Annotated in this window: 19 protein-coding genes and 1 pseudogene; 11 read left to right on the top strand and 9 right to left on the bottom strand. The window is 72.8% G+C overall.

The genetic code is table 11. The annotated features are described in order from the left end of the window. Nucleotides 1–9: 9 nt before the first annotated feature. The 6 genes from ABZV06_RS14415 to ABZV06_RS14390 are packed head-to-tail and all read right to left on the bottom strand — an operon-like array spanning nucleotide 10 to nucleotide 7,798. Nucleotides 10–1,185 carry a M23 family metallopeptidase gene (locus tag ABZV06_RS14415; RefSeq protein WP_355238553.1) on the bottom strand — a complete coding sequence of 392 codons (1,176 nt, stop codon included), beginning with the start codon at nucleotides 1,183–1,185 and terminating at the stop codon, nucleotides 10–12. Further along, nucleotides 1,182–1,739 carry a hypothetical protein gene (locus ABZV06_RS14410; protein WP_355621523.1) on the bottom strand — a complete coding sequence of 186 codons (558 nt, stop codon included), beginning with the start codon at nucleotides 1,737–1,739 and terminating at the stop codon, nucleotides 1,182–1,184. The genes ABZV06_RS14415 and ABZV06_RS14410 overlap by 4 nt, the downstream gene beginning before the upstream one ends. Beyond that, nucleotides 1,736–3,688, bottom strand: a complete 1,953-nt coding sequence (locus tag ABZV06_RS14405; RefSeq protein ID WP_355621520.1) for an MFS transporter — start codon at nucleotides 3,686–3,688, stop codon at nucleotides 1,736–1,738. Before ABZV06_RS14405 ends, ABZV06_RS14410 begins: the two co-directional genes overlap by 4 nt. Before the next feature lies 1 nt (nucleotide 3,689). Continuing rightward, nucleotides 3,690–7,058: an ATP-binding protein gene (locus ABZV06_RS14400; protein ID WP_355621517.1), complete on the bottom strand. Its 3,369-nt coding sequence runs from the start codon at nucleotides 7,056–7,058 to the stop codon at nucleotides 3,690–3,692. A gap of 49 nt (nucleotides 7,059–7,107) precedes the next feature. Beyond that, the gene (locus ABZV06_RS14395) at nucleotides 7,108–7,470 is read right to left on the bottom strand and encodes a hypothetical protein (protein ID WP_355238541.1); all 363 of its coding nucleotides are present in this window, start codon (nucleotides 7,468–7,470) and stop codon (nucleotides 7,108–7,110) included. A 13-nt stretch (nucleotides 7,471–7,483) separates the two neighbouring features. Then, nucleotides 7,484–7,798, bottom strand: coding sequence for a hypothetical protein (locus tag ABZV06_RS14390; protein WP_030327982.1), 315 nt, complete (start codon nucleotides 7,796–7,798; stop codon nucleotides 7,484–7,486). 346 nt (nucleotides 7,799–8,144) lie between these two features. Here ABZV06_RS14390 and folP point away from each other — a divergent pair, with 346 nt between their 5' ends. The 7 genes from folP (at nucleotide 8,145) to ABZV06_RS14355 (ending at nucleotide 12,711) form a co-directional block, all read left to right on the top strand. After that, a complete protein-coding gene (folP, locus tag ABZV06_RS14385; RefSeq protein ID WP_355621514.1) occupies nucleotides 8,145–9,023 on the top strand; it encodes a dihydropteroate synthase in 879 nt (292 codons plus the stop codon). Further along, nucleotides 9,020–9,385, top strand: coding sequence for a dihydroneopterin aldolase (gene folB / locus ABZV06_RS14380; RefSeq protein WP_355238535.1), 366 nt, complete (start codon nucleotides 9,020–9,022; stop codon nucleotides 9,383–9,385). Before folP ends, folB begins: the two co-directional genes overlap by 4 nt. Continuing rightward, entirely contained in the window at nucleotides 9,382–9,909 is a 528-nt protein-coding gene (gene folK / locus ABZV06_RS14375; RefSeq protein ID WP_355238532.1) for a 2-amino-4-hydroxy-6-hydroxymethyldihydropteridine diphosphokinase, read from the top strand. The genes folB and folK overlap by 4 nt, the downstream gene beginning before the upstream one ends. 19 nt (nucleotides 9,910–9,928) lie before the next feature. After that, the gene (locus tag ABZV06_RS14370) at nucleotides 9,929–10,459 is read left to right on the top strand and encodes a DUF3180 domain-containing protein (protein WP_355621511.1); all 531 of its coding nucleotides are present in this window, start codon (nucleotides 9,929–9,931) and stop codon (nucleotides 10,457–10,459) included. Nucleotides 10,460–10,578: 119 nt separating this feature from the next. After that, nucleotides 10,579–11,793 carry an ABC transporter permease gene (locus ABZV06_RS14365; protein WP_355238526.1) on the top strand — a complete coding sequence of 405 codons (1,215 nt, stop codon included), beginning with the start codon at nucleotides 10,579–10,581 and terminating at the stop codon, nucleotides 11,791–11,793. Between the two features lie 52 nt (nucleotides 11,794–11,845). Further along, entirely contained in the window at nucleotides 11,846–12,154 is a 309-nt protein-coding gene (locus ABZV06_RS14360) for a hypothetical protein (RefSeq protein WP_355238523.1), read from the top strand. Nucleotides 12,155–12,210: 56 nt separating this feature from the next. After that, complete coding sequence (locus ABZV06_RS14355; protein WP_355238520.1) at nucleotides 12,211–12,711, top strand: hypothetical protein; 501 nt, start codon at nucleotides 12,211–12,213, stop codon at nucleotides 12,709–12,711. Here ABZV06_RS14355 and ABZV06_RS14350 read toward each other — a convergent pair. Further along, nucleotides 12,708–13,703, bottom strand: a complete 996-nt coding sequence (locus ABZV06_RS14350; RefSeq protein WP_355238517.1) for an ATP-binding cassette domain-containing protein — start codon at nucleotides 13,701–13,703, stop codon at nucleotides 12,708–12,710. The two genes, ABZV06_RS14355 and ABZV06_RS14350, sit on opposite strands and share 4 nt — an antisense overlap. A 2-nt stretch (nucleotides 13,704–13,705) precedes the next feature. Here ABZV06_RS14350 and ABZV06_RS14345 point away from each other — a divergent pair, with 2 nt between their 5' ends. The 4 genes from ABZV06_RS14345 (at nucleotide 13,706) to ABZV06_RS14330 (ending at nucleotide 18,278) form a co-directional block, all read left to right on the top strand. Then, a complete protein-coding gene (locus ABZV06_RS14345) occupies nucleotides 13,706–14,392 on the top strand; it encodes an ABC transporter permease (protein WP_355238514.1) in 687 nt (228 codons plus the stop codon). Next, a complete protein-coding gene (locus ABZV06_RS14340; protein ID WP_355621508.1) occupies nucleotides 14,389–15,126 on the top strand; it encodes an ABC transporter permease in 738 nt (245 codons plus the stop codon). The genes ABZV06_RS14345 and ABZV06_RS14340 overlap by 4 nt, the downstream gene beginning before the upstream one ends. A 221-nt stretch (nucleotides 15,127–15,347) precedes the next feature. Then, a complete protein-coding gene (locus tag ABZV06_RS14335; protein WP_355238508.1) occupies nucleotides 15,348–16,352 on the top strand; it encodes a glycine betaine ABC transporter substrate-binding protein in 1,005 nt (334 codons plus the stop codon). Between the two features lie 108 nt (nucleotides 16,353–16,460). Next, entirely contained in the window at nucleotides 16,461–18,278 is a 1,818-nt protein-coding gene (locus tag ABZV06_RS14330; protein WP_355621505.1) for a hypothetical protein, read from the top strand. 18 nt (nucleotides 18,279–18,296) lie between these two features. On the opposite strand, the gene ABZV06_RS14325 is transcribed toward ABZV06_RS14330, so the two are convergent. Both ABZV06_RS14325 and ABZV06_RS14320 read right to left on the bottom strand, forming a co-directional pair. Next, complete coding sequence (locus ABZV06_RS14325) at nucleotides 18,297–19,484, bottom strand: NADH-quinone oxidoreductase subunit D (RefSeq protein WP_355238502.1); 1,188 nt, start codon at nucleotides 19,482–19,484, stop codon at nucleotides 18,297–18,299. Continuing rightward, nucleotides 19,481–19,939 (bottom strand): annotated as a pseudogene (locus ABZV06_RS14320) (SAM-dependent methyltransferase); the annotation flags it as partial. The pseudogene ABZV06_RS14320 and the gene ABZV06_RS14325, both read right to left, overlap by 4 nt. Between the last annotated feature and the right edge of the window lie 122 nt (nucleotides 19,940–20,061).

The raw sequence follows: 20,061 nt of genomic DNA, 5'->3' as shown, positions 1-20,061 counted from the left end.
GTGACGGCCTCACTCCGCAGCGCGCAGCGGAGCGCCCCGCACGCGCATGAAGGGAATCGGGTCGGTCGCACCCCGGCTGGACCGGTCGCTGCGCAGGTGCACCTCGAAGTGCAGGTGCGGACCCGACGAATTGCCGCTGCTGCCGACCTGCCCGATCACCTGTCCGGCCTGGACGATTTGGTCCGGCGACACCCGGGGCTGGACCACCATGTGGCAGTACCGCGTGATGTAGCCACCGGCGTGCAGGATGTCGACGAACCAGCCGCAGCCGCCCTTGCCCGGATACCCGTCCACGTCGCAGCTCCGGCGTCCTCGGTTGTCCGGGTCGCAGCGGGCGACCAGTACGCGACCAGCGGCCGCGGCACGGATCTCGGTGCCCTTCGACGCCCCGATGTCGACGCCGTTGTGGCTGGGTCGATCGGCGGTCTGGAAGCCGGAGCCGACGTCGCCGGAGATCGGCGCAGTCCAGCCGGAGGCGGCGATCTGGCCGCGCTCGGCCGCGTCGCACACGGCCTTGCCGTTGATCTGGACGGTGCGTGCCGCACCACCGGCCAATGCGTCCACGATGTTGCTGGCCAGCTCCTCGTGCTTGGCGTATGCGTCTGGATAGGCGCTGACCTGGACCTGCTGTGCCACGACCGTCAGCGGCCGGCGCTGCCAGCTGCGGACCTTGACGAGCTTTTCGTAGAACTTCCGGGCCGTGTACGCGGGTGTCATCCGTTCGGCGATCGAGCCCCATCCCGGACGCTGTTGGAAGAGGCCGAGCGAGTCGTGGTCGGCACCGACGCCCTCGTGCGGCAGAGCCAGGGACTCCGGCACGTCACTGTTGGCCAGGTTACGCAGGGCTGACTCCTGCATCGCGGTGGCCAGGGCGATGACCCAGCCGCGCGAGGGCACGCCCAGGTCCTGACCGACTTTGATGATGATCGCGGCGTTGCGGACCTGCGCGTCGCCGTACTCGGTGAACCGGGGTAGTTCGCCGGTGATGTCGACGGGACGTACCGGCCCGCAGCCCCAGCCGGCCAGGGCGTCCCCGTCCTCCGCGTCACCGCCGAGGCCACTGAGAAAGAACGCAGCGGTCCCGCCGGTGCAGCAGAGCAGGAGCAGGATGCCGGTGAGCACCGAGGCGACCACGCCGGCCCGGATCGGCCGACGGAGGACGCGGCCCGCTCGGCCGGCGGTCACTGTCGCTCCCAGTCGACCACGTCGACCAGCCAACTCTTGTCCGCCAACACCAGCTCCAGCCGGAGCCGCCCGGTGTCGAGCGGTAGCAGCACCTCCACGAAGGTCTCGGTGCGCGACCGCACTGCCGCTGGGCCGGTCACCTGCTCGGCCGGCACCCCGCCGGGCTCGGCGCCGGCCAACTTCTCGGTCAGGGCCGGCGTCGACATCGGCCGCAGGCCAGCCTGCCACTGCTCGGCTGTCATGCCGGGCCGGCCGAGCCAGGCCGAGGCGAATCGATCCGCGACTTGTTCAGGCGTGCGGGCACCGGACGGAGTGACCGGTGACGGCGGGGCCTCGCTGGCGGTCAGACCGTCGTCACCGGCCGTTGGGTCGACGGTGGTGATCGGCCGGTTGGGGCGGTTGCTCAACCCGTCCGCCGAGTCGGTCGGACCGGACGTCAGGCGGGCCGCCCCGATCACCCCGAGGACGAGTACCGCGATCACCGCGGCCACCCCCAGCCGGGACCGCAGCGCCCGGCTGAAGAGGAATTCCAGGGCCCGTCGCATCGCTGTCACCGAGCCTCGGAACGCACCCGCGGTCCGGTGCGGTCCGGCGCACGTTCGGTGGAGCCGGGCCGGTAGACCACGAACGACGGGTTCTCCGCCGGCACGTCCGGTTCGGTCCACGTCGCCGGCTGGCGGCGCCGAGGCTGCGGCGGCACGGGACGAGCCCGGCTGCCGGTCTCTCCAATCGGTGCCTCGTCGGCGCGTTCCCGACCATCCGGTCGGCCGTCGTCGGTGCGTCTGCCTCCCGCCGGAGTGGGCGGCGGCGTCGGGGCCGGGTCTTCCCGGCGTGCCTCCGGGCGTAGTCGGGTCTGCTCGGCGTCGGGCGACCGGCGGCGTCCGCCCACCGGTTCCACGGTGCCTCCGGGCTCGACGACGTCGAGTCGCGCCGCGACTCGCATGTCGCGAAAGAACCGGCGGTGCCAGGAGCCGGCCGAGCTGACCGCCTCGCTGCTGTCCTTACCGCCGAGCTGGGTGATTCGCCGGTACGGCCGCAGCAGCAGCCAACCGACCACTCCGCACAACCACACCAGCACCACCTGGAGCCAACCGGGCAGCGTGGGCGTACTCATGATCAGATCGACCGCGAACAGGTAGATGGCAGCCCCGGTGCCGAAGATGGCGATGTTGAAGATCGCGGCGACGACGGCGTTCGCCAGCCGCCGCAGGCCGGCACTGGCCGGTCGGAGCAGTCCGACCGTACCCAGGATCGGTGCCGCGATCACCGCCCATCTGAAGATGAGGAAGCCCAGCAGGACCAGGAGTGATGCCGTCAGGTCGAACATGGCGAACAGCACCGAGGCCAGCACGGCGATGAACCCCGCCCCGACCCGGTCCATGTCCCGGACGCCCTGGAGGTACTCGTACGCCTCCGGGTCCTCGGTCTGGATCTGCTGAGCCACCCGCGCCCACTGCTGTTGCTTCGCCTTGATCGTCGCCTCCCGGGTGGCCGGGTTGGCGCGCAGCTTCTTAACCTCGTCCCACGACAGCGCCTTGGCGTCGTACAGCGCCGGCCCGTACTTGCGCGCCGTCTCGCTGTCCGCCGATCCGAGGACGCCTCGGACCCAGTTTCGGTAGAGCATCGTCTCGGTGGCGGTGTCACTTGCGCGAACGGCCGGCGTTCGCAGATCCTTGCAGCGTTCCGGATCGATGCATCGCCCCGGATCGGGTTCCTTCGCCTGCGGGCCTACCGCGTCATGGACCACACCGAGGCTGGTGACCAGCGCACCGTCCGCGATGTTCGCCGACTTCACCGGCCAGGCAGCCAGCGCCGTGACCGCGACCATCACGAGGAGAGCCCAGCCCGCGGTGGTCATCGCGTTGCTCATGTCCGATTGGCGGGATCGCCAGAGCAGGTAGAGCCCGACGACACACAGCGTGACGATCCCGAAGACGCTGAATACCTTCTCGTAGACGGCCTTGGTCGCCTTCTCGACCAGCGGATCGGCCCAGCCCCACATCGAGCCCGGGTCCCAGGCACGCTCTCTGAGCGCGTTCGAGGCACCGATGATCGCCGTGGCCGCCATGAACTCACCGTTCGCCACCGTGGTGGTGAACTTGTAGTCCGGGTGCAGCACGCTCGACGCGCACCCGCCGTCGATGTCGTAGGTGTTGTAGCTGTAACCCGCGTAGCCATAGAGGCTGTACCGACCGGCTATCCCGTTCGCCGCCTCAGCTGGTGGCGCCGCAGCGAACCAGCCGGCGAGGCCGGAGTCGGGAGTGCCCGGGGTCGGCGCGTTGCGACACTTGACCTCGTCCTCGCTGACCTCCTGGAGCTTTCCCACGCAGGCGCGGAAGTCGGCCTGCCACTCGGCCGTGGTGCAGAGGTCGGCTCGGGCCTGGGTGACCGGTGGGGCGGCTGCGGCAGCTTCCGCGCCGAGCAGCGGCCAGCTGAGGGTGGCCCCGGCCAGTACGCCGAGCGCGAGCAGGAACGACGCGATCCGAACCCGGGCCCCAGCCATGTCACGCCTCCAGATCGGGCAGGGAGATGCTCGGTAGGACTCCGGCTGCCGCGGCGATCGCGGCGGGCGTCGTGTCGAGGTGGTCCAGCAGGCCGTCGACGTACGAGACGTCGACCCGGACCTTCTGCACCCGGCCGTCGACGTCACGCATCACGAACTCCCGGAAGCCGAGGCGGGAGGCCGAGTTGCTGTCGGCGGCGGAGAGCGAGGCCAGGGTGGCCTCGTACCCGTCGTTGACCGGTACCCGCAGCAGGCGCAGCGCTTCGGAGGCGATCTCGGCGTCCTCGGCGATCCGGCCGACGAAGACGGTGGAGACCAGGTTCTGCACGTCGAGGCCGAGGATGTCGCGGGGGTTCTGCGAGGCGACAAGCGCGGCGAGGTTCCACTTGCGGGAGTCCCGGGCGAGCCGGACCAGGAAGGACCGCCCGGACCGCCAGCCCTCCATGAAGTGGGCCTCGTCGAGGCCGACGAGCTTGCGGGACGACATCGACCCGCCGTAGCAGCGGCGGACGGCGAGCCGGTGCGCGGTGTGCAGCATCGGCAGGGCGAGGGCCTCCTCGGCCGACCAGTACTCGCGTTCGATCTTGAGGTCGGGCAGTCGTAGCCCCGCCATGGTGATCACGGTGAGTGCCGCGTCGGCACCGAGCAGCCCTTCGGGTGGCCGGCCGAAGAACAGCATGGCCAGTGGCATCTCGGCGGTGTCCAGGAGAAGGTTCGCCAGCTCCTTGCCAGCGTCGTCGTCGAGCCGCCCGAGGCAGCTCACCACGTCGTCCAGGGTGGACGTCTCCTCGGCGGGGACCTGCCGTACGGCATGCCGGAACAGGGTGGCGGTGGACGCCTCCCGGGCCACCTGTGGCGGCACGAGCATCATGCAGATGTCCTGGACCAGCATCCGCCGCTCGGCCCGTGCGTTGGAGACGGCGATCTCGAACTCGCGGTCACCGCCGGCTCCGGTGGCGAACTCGCTGCGCAGGGGCGTGGGGATGAGGGAGTAGGGCGCCAGGGTGCCGTGCTCGGACCCGGTCAGGTTCAACACCCGGGAGTACGGCCGCAGTTCGGGCATGGCGCAGAGCCGGGCCAGCGGCCCGGACGGGTCGAGGAGGGTCACCTGCACACCCCGCCGGGCGGCGAGGTAGCCCAGCGCGCCGAGCAGGGTCGACTTGCCGCCGCCCGGCTCGGCCACGAACACCGCGAGCCCGGAGCGTTCGCGTACCTCCATGGGGAAGTGCAGGTCGAGGAAGACGGGTCGGCGGCAGGTGCCGGCGGTACGTCCGATCAGGTCGCCCCGCCGGTCGCCGACGGTGGAGGCGGCCTGGGGGAGCGCGGCGGCGAGCAGGGGGACCGGCATCCGCCGGACGTAGCCGGTGTTGGCGATGGGCTCGCCGGGGATGAACTCGCGGGCCAGCCAGTCCTGGTTCTTGGGGTGCTGCAGCGAGATGCGCAGCTCCCGGGAGTAGAGCTGGATGAGCCGCCGGGCCCGCTCCAGGCATTCCTCCCTGGTTCGGCCGCCGACCGCGATCCGGTGCCAGCCGTGCGCGCGCGCCGAGTCGACGGGTAGGCCGGTGGTCATCTCGTCGCCGATCACCAGCGCCCGCTTGGCGAGGCGTTCGAGCTCCGGGGGCGCGTCGATGCCGTGCTCGGCGTAGTCGAGCTGCTGGGAGCGGATCATCCGGAGCCGGTGTTCGAGGTTGCGGAACGAGTCGCCGGAACCGAGGATGTCGACCCGGGTGGAGATTTCCATCGGCCAGGGCAGTCGCTCGTGGAAGTGCAACCAGGGCTCGTGCCGCTCCGGGATCTCCAGCGGTTCCATCCGGCCGACGGCGAGTACCGCCACGTGCCGTTCCTCGCCGGTCATCCGGTTGACCAGTTTGACCGTCGACCCGTACGGGGTGCGGTAGCGCTCGACCTGTTCGGTCAGAGCGAGCAGGTCACCGCGTTCCCACTGCCCGTCGGTCACCGGCGAGAGCCGTCCCGGCGGCGCCATGCACAGCGCGACCGAGCGGTAGAGCAGCCACTCCAGTTCCTGTGCGGTGACCCGTCGGCCACGCATGCCGAACGCGCCGAGCACCTCGTCGAACTGCTCCACGGTGCGGCCCAGCTTGCGACGTTCGCCCTCGGCGGTGCCCCGGCCGAAGGTGCGGAGCAACCGTTCGGTCATGGAGTCGCCGAGGGAGCGTCGGGCGAAGGTGACGCCCAGGTAGGTCTGGCCCTCGGCGTGGTTGACGGCCATCAGGTGGCGCTGGGCGGCGACCAGATGGTCCGCCCAGCCGGTGGTGCCGGGGACGTCGGGCAGCGGCGCCGCCGTGTGCGTGTCGATGGTACGGGCCCACTCGTCGGCGGGGAACGGCCGGGTGGTCCGGCGCAGGTGCAGCCGGAAGCCGGCGAGGCCCGCGTACTGCTCGGAGATCGCCGACAGCAGCGCCTCGCGTTCGGCGTCCGGGCGGAAGGCCCAGCGCACCTCGGGTAGCCAGTACCAGGCGGTGACCGTGTTCGGGGTGAAGGTCAGGTGACCGGCGATCTCGGTGATCGCCAGCTCGACCGACGGGTCACGGTCACCGAACTTGATCTTCGGGGCACGTACCCGGACCGGCTTGATCGGCCGGTCCTGCTGGCTCGCGGCCCGCTGGCGTGGCGTGGCCACCTCTCTGCCGGCGTCCGTGGGCCGCTCCGACCGCGTGGCGCGCCGTGGCCCGCGTTCCAGAGCCGGCCGGTCGCCGGGGACGGTGCCGAGCGGCCGTGCCGCCGGCGCGCTCGGTTGCTCGGCCGGAGCGCCGGGGCGCTCGACCGGCGCCGGCGGTTGCCCGACGGACGTGGCGCTGGACGCCCGGGGTGCCGGCGCGGGGGCCGTCGACGCGGACACGGGCGCGACGGTCTGCTCGATCTCCGCCGTCGGGTGCAGTGTCGGCCGTCGGTCGCCCGCCTGGTGCGGCACCCGGGTTTCGCCGCCCGGAGAGGCGTCTCCCCGGTGGCTGGAGGATTCGCCGGGTGTCCACGGTGGCTCCACCTCCGGAGCCGGCCGGGCCGGCGTCGGCGGTTGCTGCGGGATCGCCGGCTGCTGCCGGCTGGCGGGAGCCGCTGTCACGGCACGGGGGCCACCGGGCCGGGCGCCACCGAACAGGTCCAGGAAGGGCGAGTCGATGTCGGCGTTCTCGCCGGCCGAGACCGCGCTGGGCTCGGCGGGAGGTGTCCGGCGGGTGACCGGTCGGGGTGCCTGGAAGACGCCGACCGCGCCGTGGCCGGGCGAGGTCACCAACGCGGGGTCGAGCGCGACCTCGCCCTCGGCGTCGGGGTAGTCGTACGACTGCGCACGGTGACCGGCCGGCACGGCCGGGCGGCCGGCCGGGGAACCCGGCGTGGAAGAGCGACTCATGCGACCGCCTCACCCGCGTCGTGCAGGAGACCGATCGGCGTACGCCCGGTCATGCCAGCTCCTCCCGAATCCTGATCCGGCTGCCGACCAGGCGCGGGTCGCGCTGCTCGACCGCCGGCTCCCGGGTACGTCGCCAGTCGGTCAGCGCGGTGCGGATGACCACCCGCGCCGGCCGGTCGGGGTCGACGTGCCGGAAGATGAACGACGTGGTCACGATGGCGAGCGCGATCTCCCAGGCTGGGAAGAGGTCGACCGTCAACGTGAACAGCCAGTGGATGAACATGTAGAGGGGAACGAGCAGCATGAAGAGCCCGTACTGGGCGTAGGGCAGGTGGACCGGAAGGGTGTAGCCGGGCGGCCCGAGGTAGACCAGGCGGGCCCGGTAGATGTCGTCGTCGGTGCGCAGCCGCATCTGGTGACCGCGCCTATTCGAAGATCAGGTCGATCAGGTAATCGCCGACGAAGAAGAGTGTTGCCGCGCCGGCGATGAAGGCCAGCCCGACGATGGCGATCGCGGAGCTCGTCAGGACCTTGGAAATCTCGCCCCGGCTGGCGCGACCGATGAAGATGACGCCCAGGACCGCCAGCAGGATCGGTGCGATCTTGCTGGCGAAGAAGGTGACGACGCTGTTGGTGTCGATCCCCTTCGGGGCCGGCTCGGCGAGCGGAGCCGACGCCAGGGTGGAGAGCGCGTGGGCGACGCCGGACGACGCCGTCTCCATGAGCTCGAAGGCGATCACTGGAACCTCCCCATAGCGCGGCCGGCGGTGCCGCGGCGGTGCAGTAGGCAAAGCCTGGCGGGAAATCTGCTGACAGGGCGCAGCGATCTCGACCCTGCGTTCGTTACTCACCACGGAGGGTGGCGAGCTTTGGGCGGTTTTTCCCCGCTTCGGCCCTCCCTCCAAGCTTCGCCATCTCAATGCTGGCCAATTCCAAAGCGTACGGGCCGCCCCGGATTGCGACAAGCCGCGAAGAGGCTGCCCGTTACTGCCCGGACGACCGATCGTACACCTGTTCTAACGCGCACGTCAGTGATGGTCGACCCGGGTCGCCGGGGGCCGTCGTCACGACCGGTACCGTCTAGTCGTGACCGATCTGGTACGGGCCCCGGGCCCGGTGGTGATGGGCGTCCTCAACGTCACGCCGGACTCCTTCTCCGACGGCGGACGGTACGCCGACCTCGACGCGGCCGTCGGACACGGCGTCCGTCTCCGCGAGGCCGGTGCGCACCTGGTGGACATCGGCGGTGAGTCGACCCGCCCGGGCGCCGACCGGATCGACGCGGCGACCGAGGCCGAGCGCGTCCTGCCGGTCATCCGCGAGCTGAGCGCCGCCGGGGTGCCGGTCAGCATCGACACCAGCCGCGCGCGGGTGGCCGAGGCGGCTCTGGACGCCGGCGCCCAGGTGGTCAACGACGTCTCCGGCGGCCTGGCCGACCCCGACATGGCCCGGGTCGTGCGGGACGCCGGCTGTCCCTGGGTGCTGATGCATTGGCGTGGCCATTCCCGGCAGATGCGCGACCTGGCCAGCTACACCGACGTGGTGACCGACGTACGCGAGGAACTCGGGCTACGGGTCGACGCGGCGTTGGCCGCCGGAGTGGCCGCGGACCGCATCGTCGTCGACCCCGGCCTCGGTTTCGCCAAGACGGCCGCCCACAACTGGGAACTCAGCGCCCGCCTACCGGAGCTGCTGGACCTCGGATACCCGCTGCTCTTCGGAGCCAGCCGCAAGTCCTACCTCGGCCGCCTGCTCGCCGACGCGGACGGCACGCCGCGACCCACCGCCGAGAGGGAGGCCGCCACCGTGGCCACGAGCGTGCTGGCCGTCGCGGCGGGCGCCTGGGGTGTACGCGTCCACGACGTGCGGGCCACCGTGGACGCGCTCGCCGTCTGGGCCGCCACCGGCAGCCCGCGCCTCACACCCGCCAAGGAGTGGGCCGGCCAGCGGGAGGCGGACCGATGAGCGACCGGATCCAGTTGACCGGCCTGCGGGCGCGCGGCCGGCACGGGGTGTACGACTTCGAGCGGGCGCAGGGGCAGGACTTCGTGGTCGACGCCGTCCTGGAGCTGGACCTCGCCCCGGCCGCCGCCAGCGACGACGTGACCGCCACGGTCCACTACGGCGAGCTGGCCGAGCGGCTGGTGGCGGTGGTGACCGGCGAGCCGGTCAACCTGATCGAGACCCTGGCCGACCGGCTGCTCGCGGTCTGCCTGGCCGACGATCGGGTCGTCGCCGCGACGGTCACCGTGCACAAGCCGGAGGCGCCGGTGCCGCACACGTTCACCGACGTAGCCGTCACGATGACCCGGACGCGTACCCGATGACCCGGGCCGTGCTGTCGCTCGGCAGCAACCTGGGCGACCGCCTGGAGCACCTCCGCACGGCCGTCGCGACGCTCGGCGACGCCGTGCTGGTGGTCTCCGGGGTGTACGAGACTCCACCGTGGGGGGACGCCGACCAGCCCGCGTACCTGAACGCGGTGGTGCTCGCCCACGACGCGAGCGCGACTCCGCGCGACTGGCTGGAGCGGGCCCGCGGCGCGGAGCGCGCGGCCGGTCGGGTCCGTGACCCGCAGCGGCGGTTCGGGCCGCGCACCCTCGACGTGGACGTGATCGCGGTCTGGGGCGACGACGACGAGCCGGTGCTCAGCGACGAGGAGGAGCTGACCCTGCCGCACCCCCGGGCGCACCTGCGCGCGTTCGTGCTGCGACCGTGGATCGACATCCAACCGTACGGACGGTTGCCCGGCCACGGTTGGCTGACCGACCTGCTCACCACCGGTCCGGCCGCCGACGACGCGTTGGAACTGCGTCCACGGCCGGAACTGGCGTTAGAGTCGACGGCATGACCCAGTGGAGCCGGCCGGCATGACCCAGGCGAAGTCCCCACCGCCGGGCCCGGACGGGTCGCGGATGGGTCCCACCCGGATCTCGACGCTGGTCGTGGCCGCCCTGGCTGCGGCGGCGGTGGCCTGGCTGCTGATCAGCACGTTCTACTACAGCGGCATTCCCCATCTGCCGTGGTTGCCGGTGGTGACGCTGGCCGCGCTCGCGGTGCTGGAGGCGTACGCGGCCGTCAACACGCGCGGCCGCATCGACCGTAAACCCGGCCGCGATCCGGTCAACCCCTTGCTGGTCGCGCGGTTCGTGGTGCTGGCCAAGGCGTCGGCGCTGGCGGGGTCCATCTTCGCCGGTTTCTACGCCGGGCTCAGCGGGTGGCTCTTGGTGGAGACCACCCGTGCCGCCACCGGGGACCGGCCGGCCGCCGGGGGCGGGTTGCTGGCGTCGCTGGCGCTGGTGGGCGCCGCGTTGTGGCTGGAACGCTCCTGCCGGGTCCCGGAGCGTCCGGACGACGAGCACGAGCAGGACCAGCGGGAGAGCCGCCCCGGCCAGCGCTGAGCAGGGGGTTACGTCCGGCTCCGGGCGCGGGTACGGTGCCTCCGATCGGAGAGCAACGGCCGCCCCCGATCCGTGCGTGTGCCGGCACGGGAGCGGCCGGCCACTGGGGAGGCGGTGCCATGGGGTACGAGGACACGGGCCGGGACCGGTCGGTCGACCCTTCGTCCGGGGTGCCTGCCGCCGTCCTGGAGAACGTCTTCGACGATCCCACCCACGGTGAGCCCGGCCGGGACCGGGTCGGCGTGCACGTGATCTGGGAACTCCTGCTGCTGGCCGGCCTGGCCGCTCTGGGCTGGCTGCTCTGGCGCGCCGACCCGGCCGCGCTGCGAGGGGCCGACCTGCGCACGTTGCTGGTCGACGCCGTCGGCCTCGGGCTGCTCGCCCTCGCCGCCGGGCTGAGCCTGCGTACCGCCGCCCCCCACCTGGCTATCGGGCCGGTGGCGGTCGCCGCCGCGCTGCACTACGCGGAGCAGGGCGACCGGGGGCTGGCCGTGTCCGTGGGGTCGGCCGTCGTGGTGGCCGCGCTGGGCGGTCTCGTGCTGGCACTGGCCGTGGTGGCGCTGCAGGTGCCCGCCTGGGCGGCGAGCCTGGCCGCCGCGGCCGGGGTGGTGGTGTACATCGAACGCCGGTCGGGGCCGGTGCTGGTGCAGGGCGACTACGACCCAGGGCGTACGGCCGGTTTCCTCTTCGCCGGGTTCGCCGCCGTCGCGGTGCTCGGCGGTCTGTTCGGCGCGATCCGGGCGATCCGCCGGCTGGTGGGTCGGTACCGGCCGGTCGCCGATCCGGCGCGCCGCCGGGGCACCCTGGCTGCCGTGATCACCGCGCTGGCGCTGGTCGGATCCACCGTGCTGGCGGCGCTCGGCGGGGTCCTGCTCACCGCCAACGGTCCCGGAGTCGTCACACCCACCTCCGGGCTGGACTGGACCGTGCTGGCCATCGGTGTGTCCCTGCTCGGGGGCACCAGCGCGTACGGCCGGCGGGGTGGGGTGTTCGGCACGGTGCTGGCGGTCGGCCTGGTCACCGTCTTCGAGGCGTACGCGCCGGAGCGCGACTGGTCGGTGAGCCGCTGGGCGGTGGGCGGGGTGGCGCTCGGCGTCGGGCTGCTGGTGACCCGGTTGGTCGAGACGCTCGGACGACCCCGGCCGGGTGGTGTGGAGAAGCCGGAGCCGGTCCGCGATGGCACGATCAGCTCGGGGTGGAGCGTCCCCCGGCCCCAGCCGGCCGACAACTGGCCTCCGACCCTGCCGACGCCGCCCGCGCCGGAACCGGCCGACCCGTGGCGTGACCCCCGCTGGGAGGACGGCCCGCGTCGCTGGGACGCCGGCGAGCGGTGAGCCGTGCCCCGTCCGTCGAGCCGGCGCTGATCTCGACCGTTAGGCTCGCCGCATGACCGACACACCAGCCGCCGCCCCCGGCGGAACCTCGTTCGAGGAACTCGACGCGCTGTCCACGGAGGAGCTGCGGGAGCGGGCGTTCGCCCGGGCCCGGGAGCGCCGCGACGTGGGGTTCTACTGGTCGGTGCTCCGGCACCTGCCGAACGCGGACGAGGCCACGGTGCTGGACGGCGCGCCGAACTCCATCGGCCCGACCATCGACGAGGCGAACGCCCTGTGGCGGGAGCTGACCGGGCACGGCTACGAGGAGTCGGCGCCGCTGCTGCGGGCCGCCTTCATCGACTACCTGCTGAAGCACTGAGCCGCCCGGGGCAGCCCAGGTCCGCCCGGCCGGCCGGCACGGGCCCTGGGCGGATCATGGGACTGGTCCGTACGGGCCCGGTCAGCCGCTACGGGACGGCCGCGGGTACCGGTGCGCTCGCCGTACTGCTGCTGGTCGGCATCTGCGGCAGCCCGGCGTACACCGGTTGGGCCGCCGCGACGCTTACCGACCCGGACTCGGCGGGCGGCTTCTACCTGCGCCTGCTCGCCTGGCCGGCCTGGCGACTGGACGCGGATGGGCAGGCCGGCGGCCTGTTCGCCGCCGACCTGCGGGCCGTCGCGCTGGTCCTCCTCGCGGTGGCCCTGCTCTATCTGCTGCCCGCCGCGCAGGTGGCCCGGGTGCCCGGCTCGGTCAGCCAGTTCTTCTCCGGCTGGGCCGCCTACGTGCTGGCCGGCGGCCTCGCCGCCGTGGTGGCGGCGCTGCTCGGCCCGGACCCGTCACTGCTGAAGGCGCTCTCCGATGCCAGCAGCGGCGCCGGCTACGGCTTCCTCACCGGCTGGATCATCGGCACCGCGAGCCTCGGCGAACGGGCCTAGCCGCCCAGCCCGAGCAGGCGCTGGCGGCTCAGTGCGCCCACCGGGCGGCCGTCGTCGGTCACCAGGAGCCGGTCCTGTCCCGACGTCAGCAGTGCCGCCAGAGCGTCGTACGCCGTGCCGTCCAGCGTCACGCTGGGCAGGTCGGCAGGGGCGTCGGCGGGCACGGGCTCCAGTGACTCGCGGTCGAGCGGAGTGACCGCCAACCGGCGGATTCCCCGGTCGGCGCCGACGAACTCACGGACGAACGCGGTGGCCGGCGCGCCGAGCAGAGCGGCCGGGGTGTCGTACTGCTCGAGATGCCCACCCTCGGACAGCACCGCGATCCGGTCACCGAGCCGGACGGCCTCGTCGAGGTCGTGGGTGACCAGCACGATCGTCTTGCGGACCTCGGCCTGGAGGCGGAGGAACTCCTCCTGCAGGCGGGCCCGGACGATCGGGTCCACGGCGGAGAACGGCTCGTCCATCAGCAGCACCACCGGGTCGGCGGCGAGCGCACGCGCGACACCGACACGCTGCCGTTGACCGCCCGACAGCTCGTGCGGATAACGGCGGCCGAACTGGGCCGGGTCCAGACCCACCAGGTCGAGCAGCTCGTCGACCCGGGCGCGGGTCCGGTCGCGGGACCAGCCGAGCAGACCCGGCACGGTGGCCACGTTCGCCCGGACCGTCTGGTGTGGGAAGAGGCCGACGTTCTGGATCACGTAGCCGATCCGGCGGCGTAGCCGCACCGGGTCGGTGTCCGTGACGTCCTCGTCGCCGAGCATGATCCGTCCGGCCGTGGGCTCGATCAAGCGGTTGATCATGCGGAGCACCGTCGACTTGCCGCAGCCGGACGGGCCGATGAGCACCACCAACTCGCCGGCCTTGACGTCCAGGCTCAGCTCCCGCACGGCCTCGGTGCCGTTCGGGTAGCGCTTATGGATGCCCTGCAGAGAGATCGATGCCGCGCGAGGGGACCCGACCGCGCCGGGGGTCTCCGGGGTAACGTCCACGTATGTCCTTCCGCCTGAGCTACCGGGCCGACCCGGGTAACCCCTGGTTCTCCTGGCAGTACGTGCGGGACAACTCTGACACGATCCTCGCCGCCTTGCGTGAACACGCCTCCCTGACCGGGCGCGCGGTGCTGATCGCGGTGTTGATCGCCCTGCCGTTGTCCGTGCTCGCGTACTGGGTCCGCCCGTTGGCCGGCCCGATCCTCGGTATCACCGGCGTGTTCTACACCATCCCGTCGCTGGCGTTGTTCGCGTTCATCGCGCCGTACCTGGGCACCGGCGCCACCACCGTACTGGTCGGGCTGGTCCTGTACGCGCTGCTGCTGATCGTCCGCAACGTGGTGGCTGGGCTCAATCAGGTGCCGCCGGAGGTGGGCGAGGCCGCCGAGGGCATGGGTTACGGCCGGTGGCGGCGGCTGTTCCGGATCGACCTCCCGCTCGCCATCCCCGGCATCCTGACCGGGCTGCGGTTGGCCACCGTGTCGACGGTCGCGCTGGTCACCGTCGGAGTGCTGGTGGGCCACGGCGGCCTCGGTCAACTGATCTTCGCGGGCTTCCAGAACAACCTCTACAAGGCCGAGATCATGACCGGGACCGTGCTCTGCGTGGCGCTGGCTGTGCTGCTGGACCTGCTGCTGGTGCTCGCGGGCCGGCTGGTCACCCCCTGGGCCGCCCGGGGCGTTCGATGAGCGCCGCCGCGAACCCCCTGCAGCAGGGGGTGCTCTGGCTCAACGACCCGCTGAACTGGACCAATCCGGGGGGCATCCTGGACCGCCTCGGCGAACACCTGACGATCTCCGCCCTGGCCGTGGCGCTCGGCTGCCTGGTGGCCTGGCCGGTCGGGCTCTGGCTCGGGCACGTTGGTCGGGGCGGCGGCCTGGCGGTGCTCGTGTCCAACGCCACCCTCGCCATCCCCACCCTGGCGCTGCTGACCATCCTGCCGCTGACGTTCCTCGGCTTCGGACGTACGCCGGTGGTGGTGGCGCTCGCCGTCTTCGCCGTACCGCCGCTGCTGGCCAACGCCTACACCGGCGTACGCCAGGTCGACCCGGAGGCACGCGACGCGGCCCGTGGGATGGGCCTGTCCGGCGGGCAGTTGCTGCGGCGGGTGGAGTTGCCGTTGGCGGTGCCCTACCTGGCCGCCGGATTCCGGACGGCGGCCGTGCAGGTCATCGCCACGGCCGCGCTGGCTTCGTTCGTCAACGGCGGCGGGCTCGGCGAGATCATCCGCACCGGGTTCGGTCTGAGCATCGCCGCCGGTGGCGGACAGATCGTGGCCGGCGGCGTACTGGTGGCCGGGCTGGCGCTGCTGGCCGAGCTGCTGCTCGGGCTCGTCGAACGCGTGGTGACCCCGCGTCCACTGCGTCGGGGCCGGCAGCGTGTGGGCCGTCCGCGACCCGCGGACGCCACCGGCCGGGCCTGACGTGGTGGCGGGCCGTGGCCCGTCCGGGTGAGCGGACGCCGAAGCGGCGGCCAGCAGTGGGCCGGTCGGTGACGATGCGGTGACGAAGCCCATCCCAGGTTGTCGGTCGGTCGCGGACCATGTTGGGTGGAGAGTCGCGGGCGACCGACATCCAGGATCGCCCGTCGGACACGCGGCCGGCCCGGGACGGGTCGCGCCGGGACACGGAAGGCGGGCGGCACATGCGCGCACGTACACGTCTCGCGATCGGCGCCATCGGCGTCGTGGCCGGGGCAGCACTTCTCACCGGGTGTGGCGACGCCGGCTCGTCCGGCACCGACGCCCCCCAGACCAACGCCTCCGGCGCTGGGTGCGCACCGGTCGCCGGCAAGCAGCTCATCGCGCTGACCGACGACAAGAAGCTCCAGAATTCCGACAACGTCCTCCCGGCGGTCAACAGCAAGGTGGCCAACCCGCAGCTGATCGCCGCGCTCGACAAGGTCTCCGCGGCGCTCGACACGCCGAAGCTGGTCCAGCTCAACAAGGCCGTCGACGCCGACCGTAAGACCCCCAAGGTGGCCGCCGAGGAGTTCAGCAGCGCCAACAACGTCACCGCGGGCATCGCCAAGGGCCCGGGCGGTGAGATCGTGGTCGGCGCCGGCAACTTCAGCGAGAGCCAGACGCTGGCCGAGCTGTACCGCATCGCGCTCACCGCGGCTGGTTACCAGGTCAAGGTGCAGCAGATCGGCAACCGGGAGCTGTACGAGCCGGCGCTGGAGAAGGGCGAGATCCAGGTCGTCCCGGAGTACGCGTCGACCATGGCCGAGTTCCTCAACGCCAAGGCCAACGGCCAGAACCCGCCGCCCGTCTCCTCGCCCGACATCAACAAGACGGTGACCGCGCTCAAGGCCGAGGGCGACAAGGCGGGCATCACCTTCGGTGCCCCGGCCGCCGCGCAGGACCAGAACGCCTTCGCGGTGACCCAGGAGTTCGCCGACAAGTACGGCGTGCGGACCCTCTCCGAGCTGGCCGCGAAGTGTTCCGGCAGCGCCACGGTGCTGGGCGGCCCGCCGGAGTGCCAGCAGCGGCCGTTCTGCAAGCCGGGCCTGGAGAAGACCTACGGTCTCTCGGTGGGTTCGTTCTCCTCCCTGGACCAGGGCGGGCCGCTGACCAAGAACGGGCTGCGTGAGGGCAAGATCAGCGTGGGCCTGGTCTTCTCCTCGGACGGCGCGTTCGCCACGAGCTGACGCTCCGCTACGGCGTGTCACGGACGCCCCTGCCCCCTGCGGGGCGGGGGCGTCCGTGCGTCCGGCAACCGTTCCCTCCGGTGCGGATCGTCGGTAGGCTGCTCTTCCATGCCAGCCCCGGCCACCCCCGACGCCCGGCGTCAACCGCTGCTGCTGACCGTGCTCTTCTGGGGCGGCGTGGCTCTGGCGCCCGTCGCGGCGCTGATACTCCTGGTGGCGGACGGTAACGGTCCACTGCGTCTCGCGGCGGTGCTTGCCATCGTGGCGGTGGTGCTGATCGGCCTCTCCATCGCGTTGCGCCCCGACGGTGACGGCGCCTCGGCGCGCGCCGACGAGCTGCTGGACGAGATCGAGGAGCTGCGCCGGGAGTTGCGCGCCGAGATCGTGGCCGCCGCGCAGCGCGGCAACCAGGCGCTGGACCAGGCGCAGCGAGCCCAGGAGGGTGTCGCCGCGGTGCGTCGCCGCCTCGACGCCACCGGCGCGGCCCTCGCCGGCGGTGCCCCGGCGGCCGAGCCGGCGGCTGCCAGCCGTGCCCGCGGGCCAGCCGCCGACCCCGTGGACGACACCCCGCCCGCCCGCAGCCGGGTCCCGGTCCCCGGCGACTCTCCGGCCGCCCGCGTGCGGGTGCCGGCCCCGGGCGAGGCCGCCGGGCGGGTGCCCGCTCCGGGCACCGACGAGGTGCCCCCCCGGACGCGGGTGCCGGCTCCGGACGACACGGCTGGTCGGTGGGGTCGGGACGAGCGCGACGACGACGAACCGGCGTACCGCCACCGTGCTGCGGACGCCCCCGAGCCCACCGCCGGCAGCGTGTACGGCGCCGCTCCCCGCCTCCCGGAGCACGACCGTGCGCGCGAGCACAGCCCTCAGCGCGAGCACGGCCCTCAGCGCGAGCACAGCCCTCAGCGCGAGTACGGCCGTCCGCGCGAACACGACCGTCCCGAGCCGGCGCACCGACCGGTCGGCGTGGTCCGCCACACCGAGACCGTGCACGTCACCACCCGGCACACGGTCGTCGACGGCGGCGGTCCGGCGGAGCCGGCCGGACGCTACGCCGGCCAGTGGACCCCGCCGGCCCAGGAGTGGACCCGGGGCGGTGGCGCCCAGGGGCGTGCCCGTTCCTGGGGTGACGCGGAGGAGTCCCGGTCCGGGTACGCCGACGACCGGGACCGCCGCCCCGACGACCGGACCTGGGGTGCGCAGCCCGGCCCGCGGGGCGAGTCGGCCCCAACGGGCCCCCGCGACGGCTCAGCCTGGGGCGGACCCGAGCGCGGCGACGAGGAGCCCCGTTGGGCGGCTCCCCGCGACGAGCCGGAGTGGACCGACCAGCGCGACGCGTACGCACCGGCCGAGGAGCCCGCCTGGGATGGCCGGGCGCAGCGCCGTGGCTGGTCGGAGCAGGTCGAGCCGGAGCGCGCCGGCGCCCCGCAGCCCGGTCCCGCGCTGCGGGCGGACGACACCGGCGAGTACTGGTCGCAGTTGCGGGCCGGCGACCGCTGGGCGGCGGCCCGCGACGACGAGAACGGCCGTGAGCTGCACGTCGGGGAACGTCGGGCCGAGGTGCACGCCGACGCCACGGGCACCGAGTACCGGATGGCGGACCGTTGGGCCTCCGTCCGCCACGAGGAAGCACGCCGCGAAGACCCGCGCCGGCACGAGGACCCGCGCCGGCACGAGGACCCGCGCCGGCACGAGGACCCGCGCCGCCACGACGACGCGCGGTGGCAGGACGAGCGCCGGCCGGCGTTGCCGGTCGGCGGGGTGCCCGTGCCGGACGAGTGGCGTCCGCCGCGCCAGCGCGGCCGCGAGCCGGAACCCGCCCCCGAGCAGCAGGGCGGCCGCCGCCGGGTCGAGGAGCGGTACGGCTACCCGCCGCAGGACGACGCGCCCCGCGCAGGCGGCGCCCCGGTCACCGACCGCTGGCGCTGACCGGCGGGCCGACCCCGGTCACTTGTCGATGTCGCCGACCACGAAGAACATCGAGCCGAGGATGGCGATCAGGTCCGGCACGAGGCAGCCGGGCAGCAGGGTGGCCAGGGCCTGCACGTTGGCGTACGACGCGGTGCGCAGCTTCAACCGCCAGGGCGTCTTCTCGCCCCGGGACACCAGGTAGTAGCCGTTGATGCCGAGCGGGTTCTCCGTCCAGGCGTACGTGTGCCCCTCCGGCGCCTTGAGCACCTTCGGCAGGCGGGTGTTGATCGGCCCGGTCAGCCGGTCCACCCGGTCGAGGCACTGCTCGGCGAGATCCAGCGAGACGTACACCTGGTCGAGGAGCACCTCGAAGCGGGCGTGGCAGTCCCCGGCGGTCTTGGTGACCACCGGAACGTCCAGCTCGTCGTACGCCAGGTAGGGGTCGTCGCGGCGCAGGTCCAGGTCGAGGCCGGAGGCGCGGGCCACCGGCCCGGACGCGCCGAACGCGGCGGCGTCGGCGGCGGACAGCACGCCCACCCCGACGGTGCGGGCCAGGAAGATCTCGTTGCGGCGGATCAGGTGGTCCAGGTCGGGCAGCCGTCTGCGTACCTCGCCGATCGCCGCGCGGGCCCGCCCGGTCCAGCCGTACGGCACCTCCTCCTTGAGGCCGCCCACCCGGTTGAACATGTAGTGGATCCGGCCTCCGGAGACCTCCTCCATCACCGCCTGGATGGTCTCCCGTTCCCGGAAGGCGTAGAAGACCGGGGTGATCGCGCCGATCTCCAGCGGGTAAGAGCCGAGGAACATCAGGTGGTTGAGTACCCGGTTCAGCTCGGCGAGGGCCATCCGCAGCCAGGTCGCCCGCTCCGGCACCTCCATGCCCATCAGGCGTTCCACCGCGAGCACCACACCCAGCTCGTTCGAGAACGCCGACAGCCAGTCGTGCCGGTTGGCCAGCACGATGATCTGGCGGTAGTCGCGTACCTCGAAGAGCTTCTCCGCCCCCCGGTGCATGTAGCCGACGATCGGCTCGCAGGCGATGACCCGCTCACCGTCGAGGACCAGCTTCAGCCGCAGGACCCCGTGCGTCGAGGGATGCTGCGGGCCGATGTTGAGCACCATGTCGGTGCCGAGCTGCTGACCGCCGGTGCCGGCGACCAGCCCGGCCCCGGTGCCGACGGTCAGTTCGCGGAGGTCCCCGGCGTCGGTGCTCATGCCCGTCATCGTGCCACGGCCGGCGATAGCGGGATGCCGACCGGTTGGCGCAGCCACCAGTGCCCGCCGAGTCCGGCCGGGTCGGTCAGCTCGGCCACCGCCGACGCCGTGGCCAGCGCCCGCACGTAGCCGGCCGGGTCGGTGCCGGCCAGGCTGAGCGGTGGTCGCCCACCGTCGGCCCCGAGCGCCCGCAGCGCCTCTCGCTGCGAGACCAGGGAGTACGCACACCGGGCGACCGCCGCGCCGGCGGAGGCGACGGAGTCCATGGCGACGTGTGCGGTGACATCACTCGACCCGTCCGGTACCGGAGGCACCTGCCGCCCAGCCCGGTAACCGGTCAACGTCCCGTCCACCGGTCGGTCGTTCCGCAGATGCCCGTAGTCGACCGTCACGGCCAGCCCTCGGCTGATCTTCCGGACCGCGTTGGCCCAGGCCTCGTCCCTTGGTCCGCCGATCTCTGCTCGGTGGTCGCTGTGGGGGGTTTCGGGGCAGCCCGGCCGGCTCGGTCCTTGGTGACGTCAGATTATGGTGAAGTCACCGGCGTGAGCCGGCTGTCTAAACCATCGATACGTCCTCATCACCGGGC

The sequence above is a fragment of the Micromonospora sp. NPDC005172 genome (assembly GCF_040608555.1).
Classification (GTDB): domain Bacteria; phylum Actinomycetota; class Actinomycetes; order Mycobacteriales; family Micromonosporaceae; genus Micromonospora.
The sequence above is the reverse complement of the archived record's forward strand: the minus strand, read 5'-3'. Positions and strand labels throughout refer to the sequence as shown.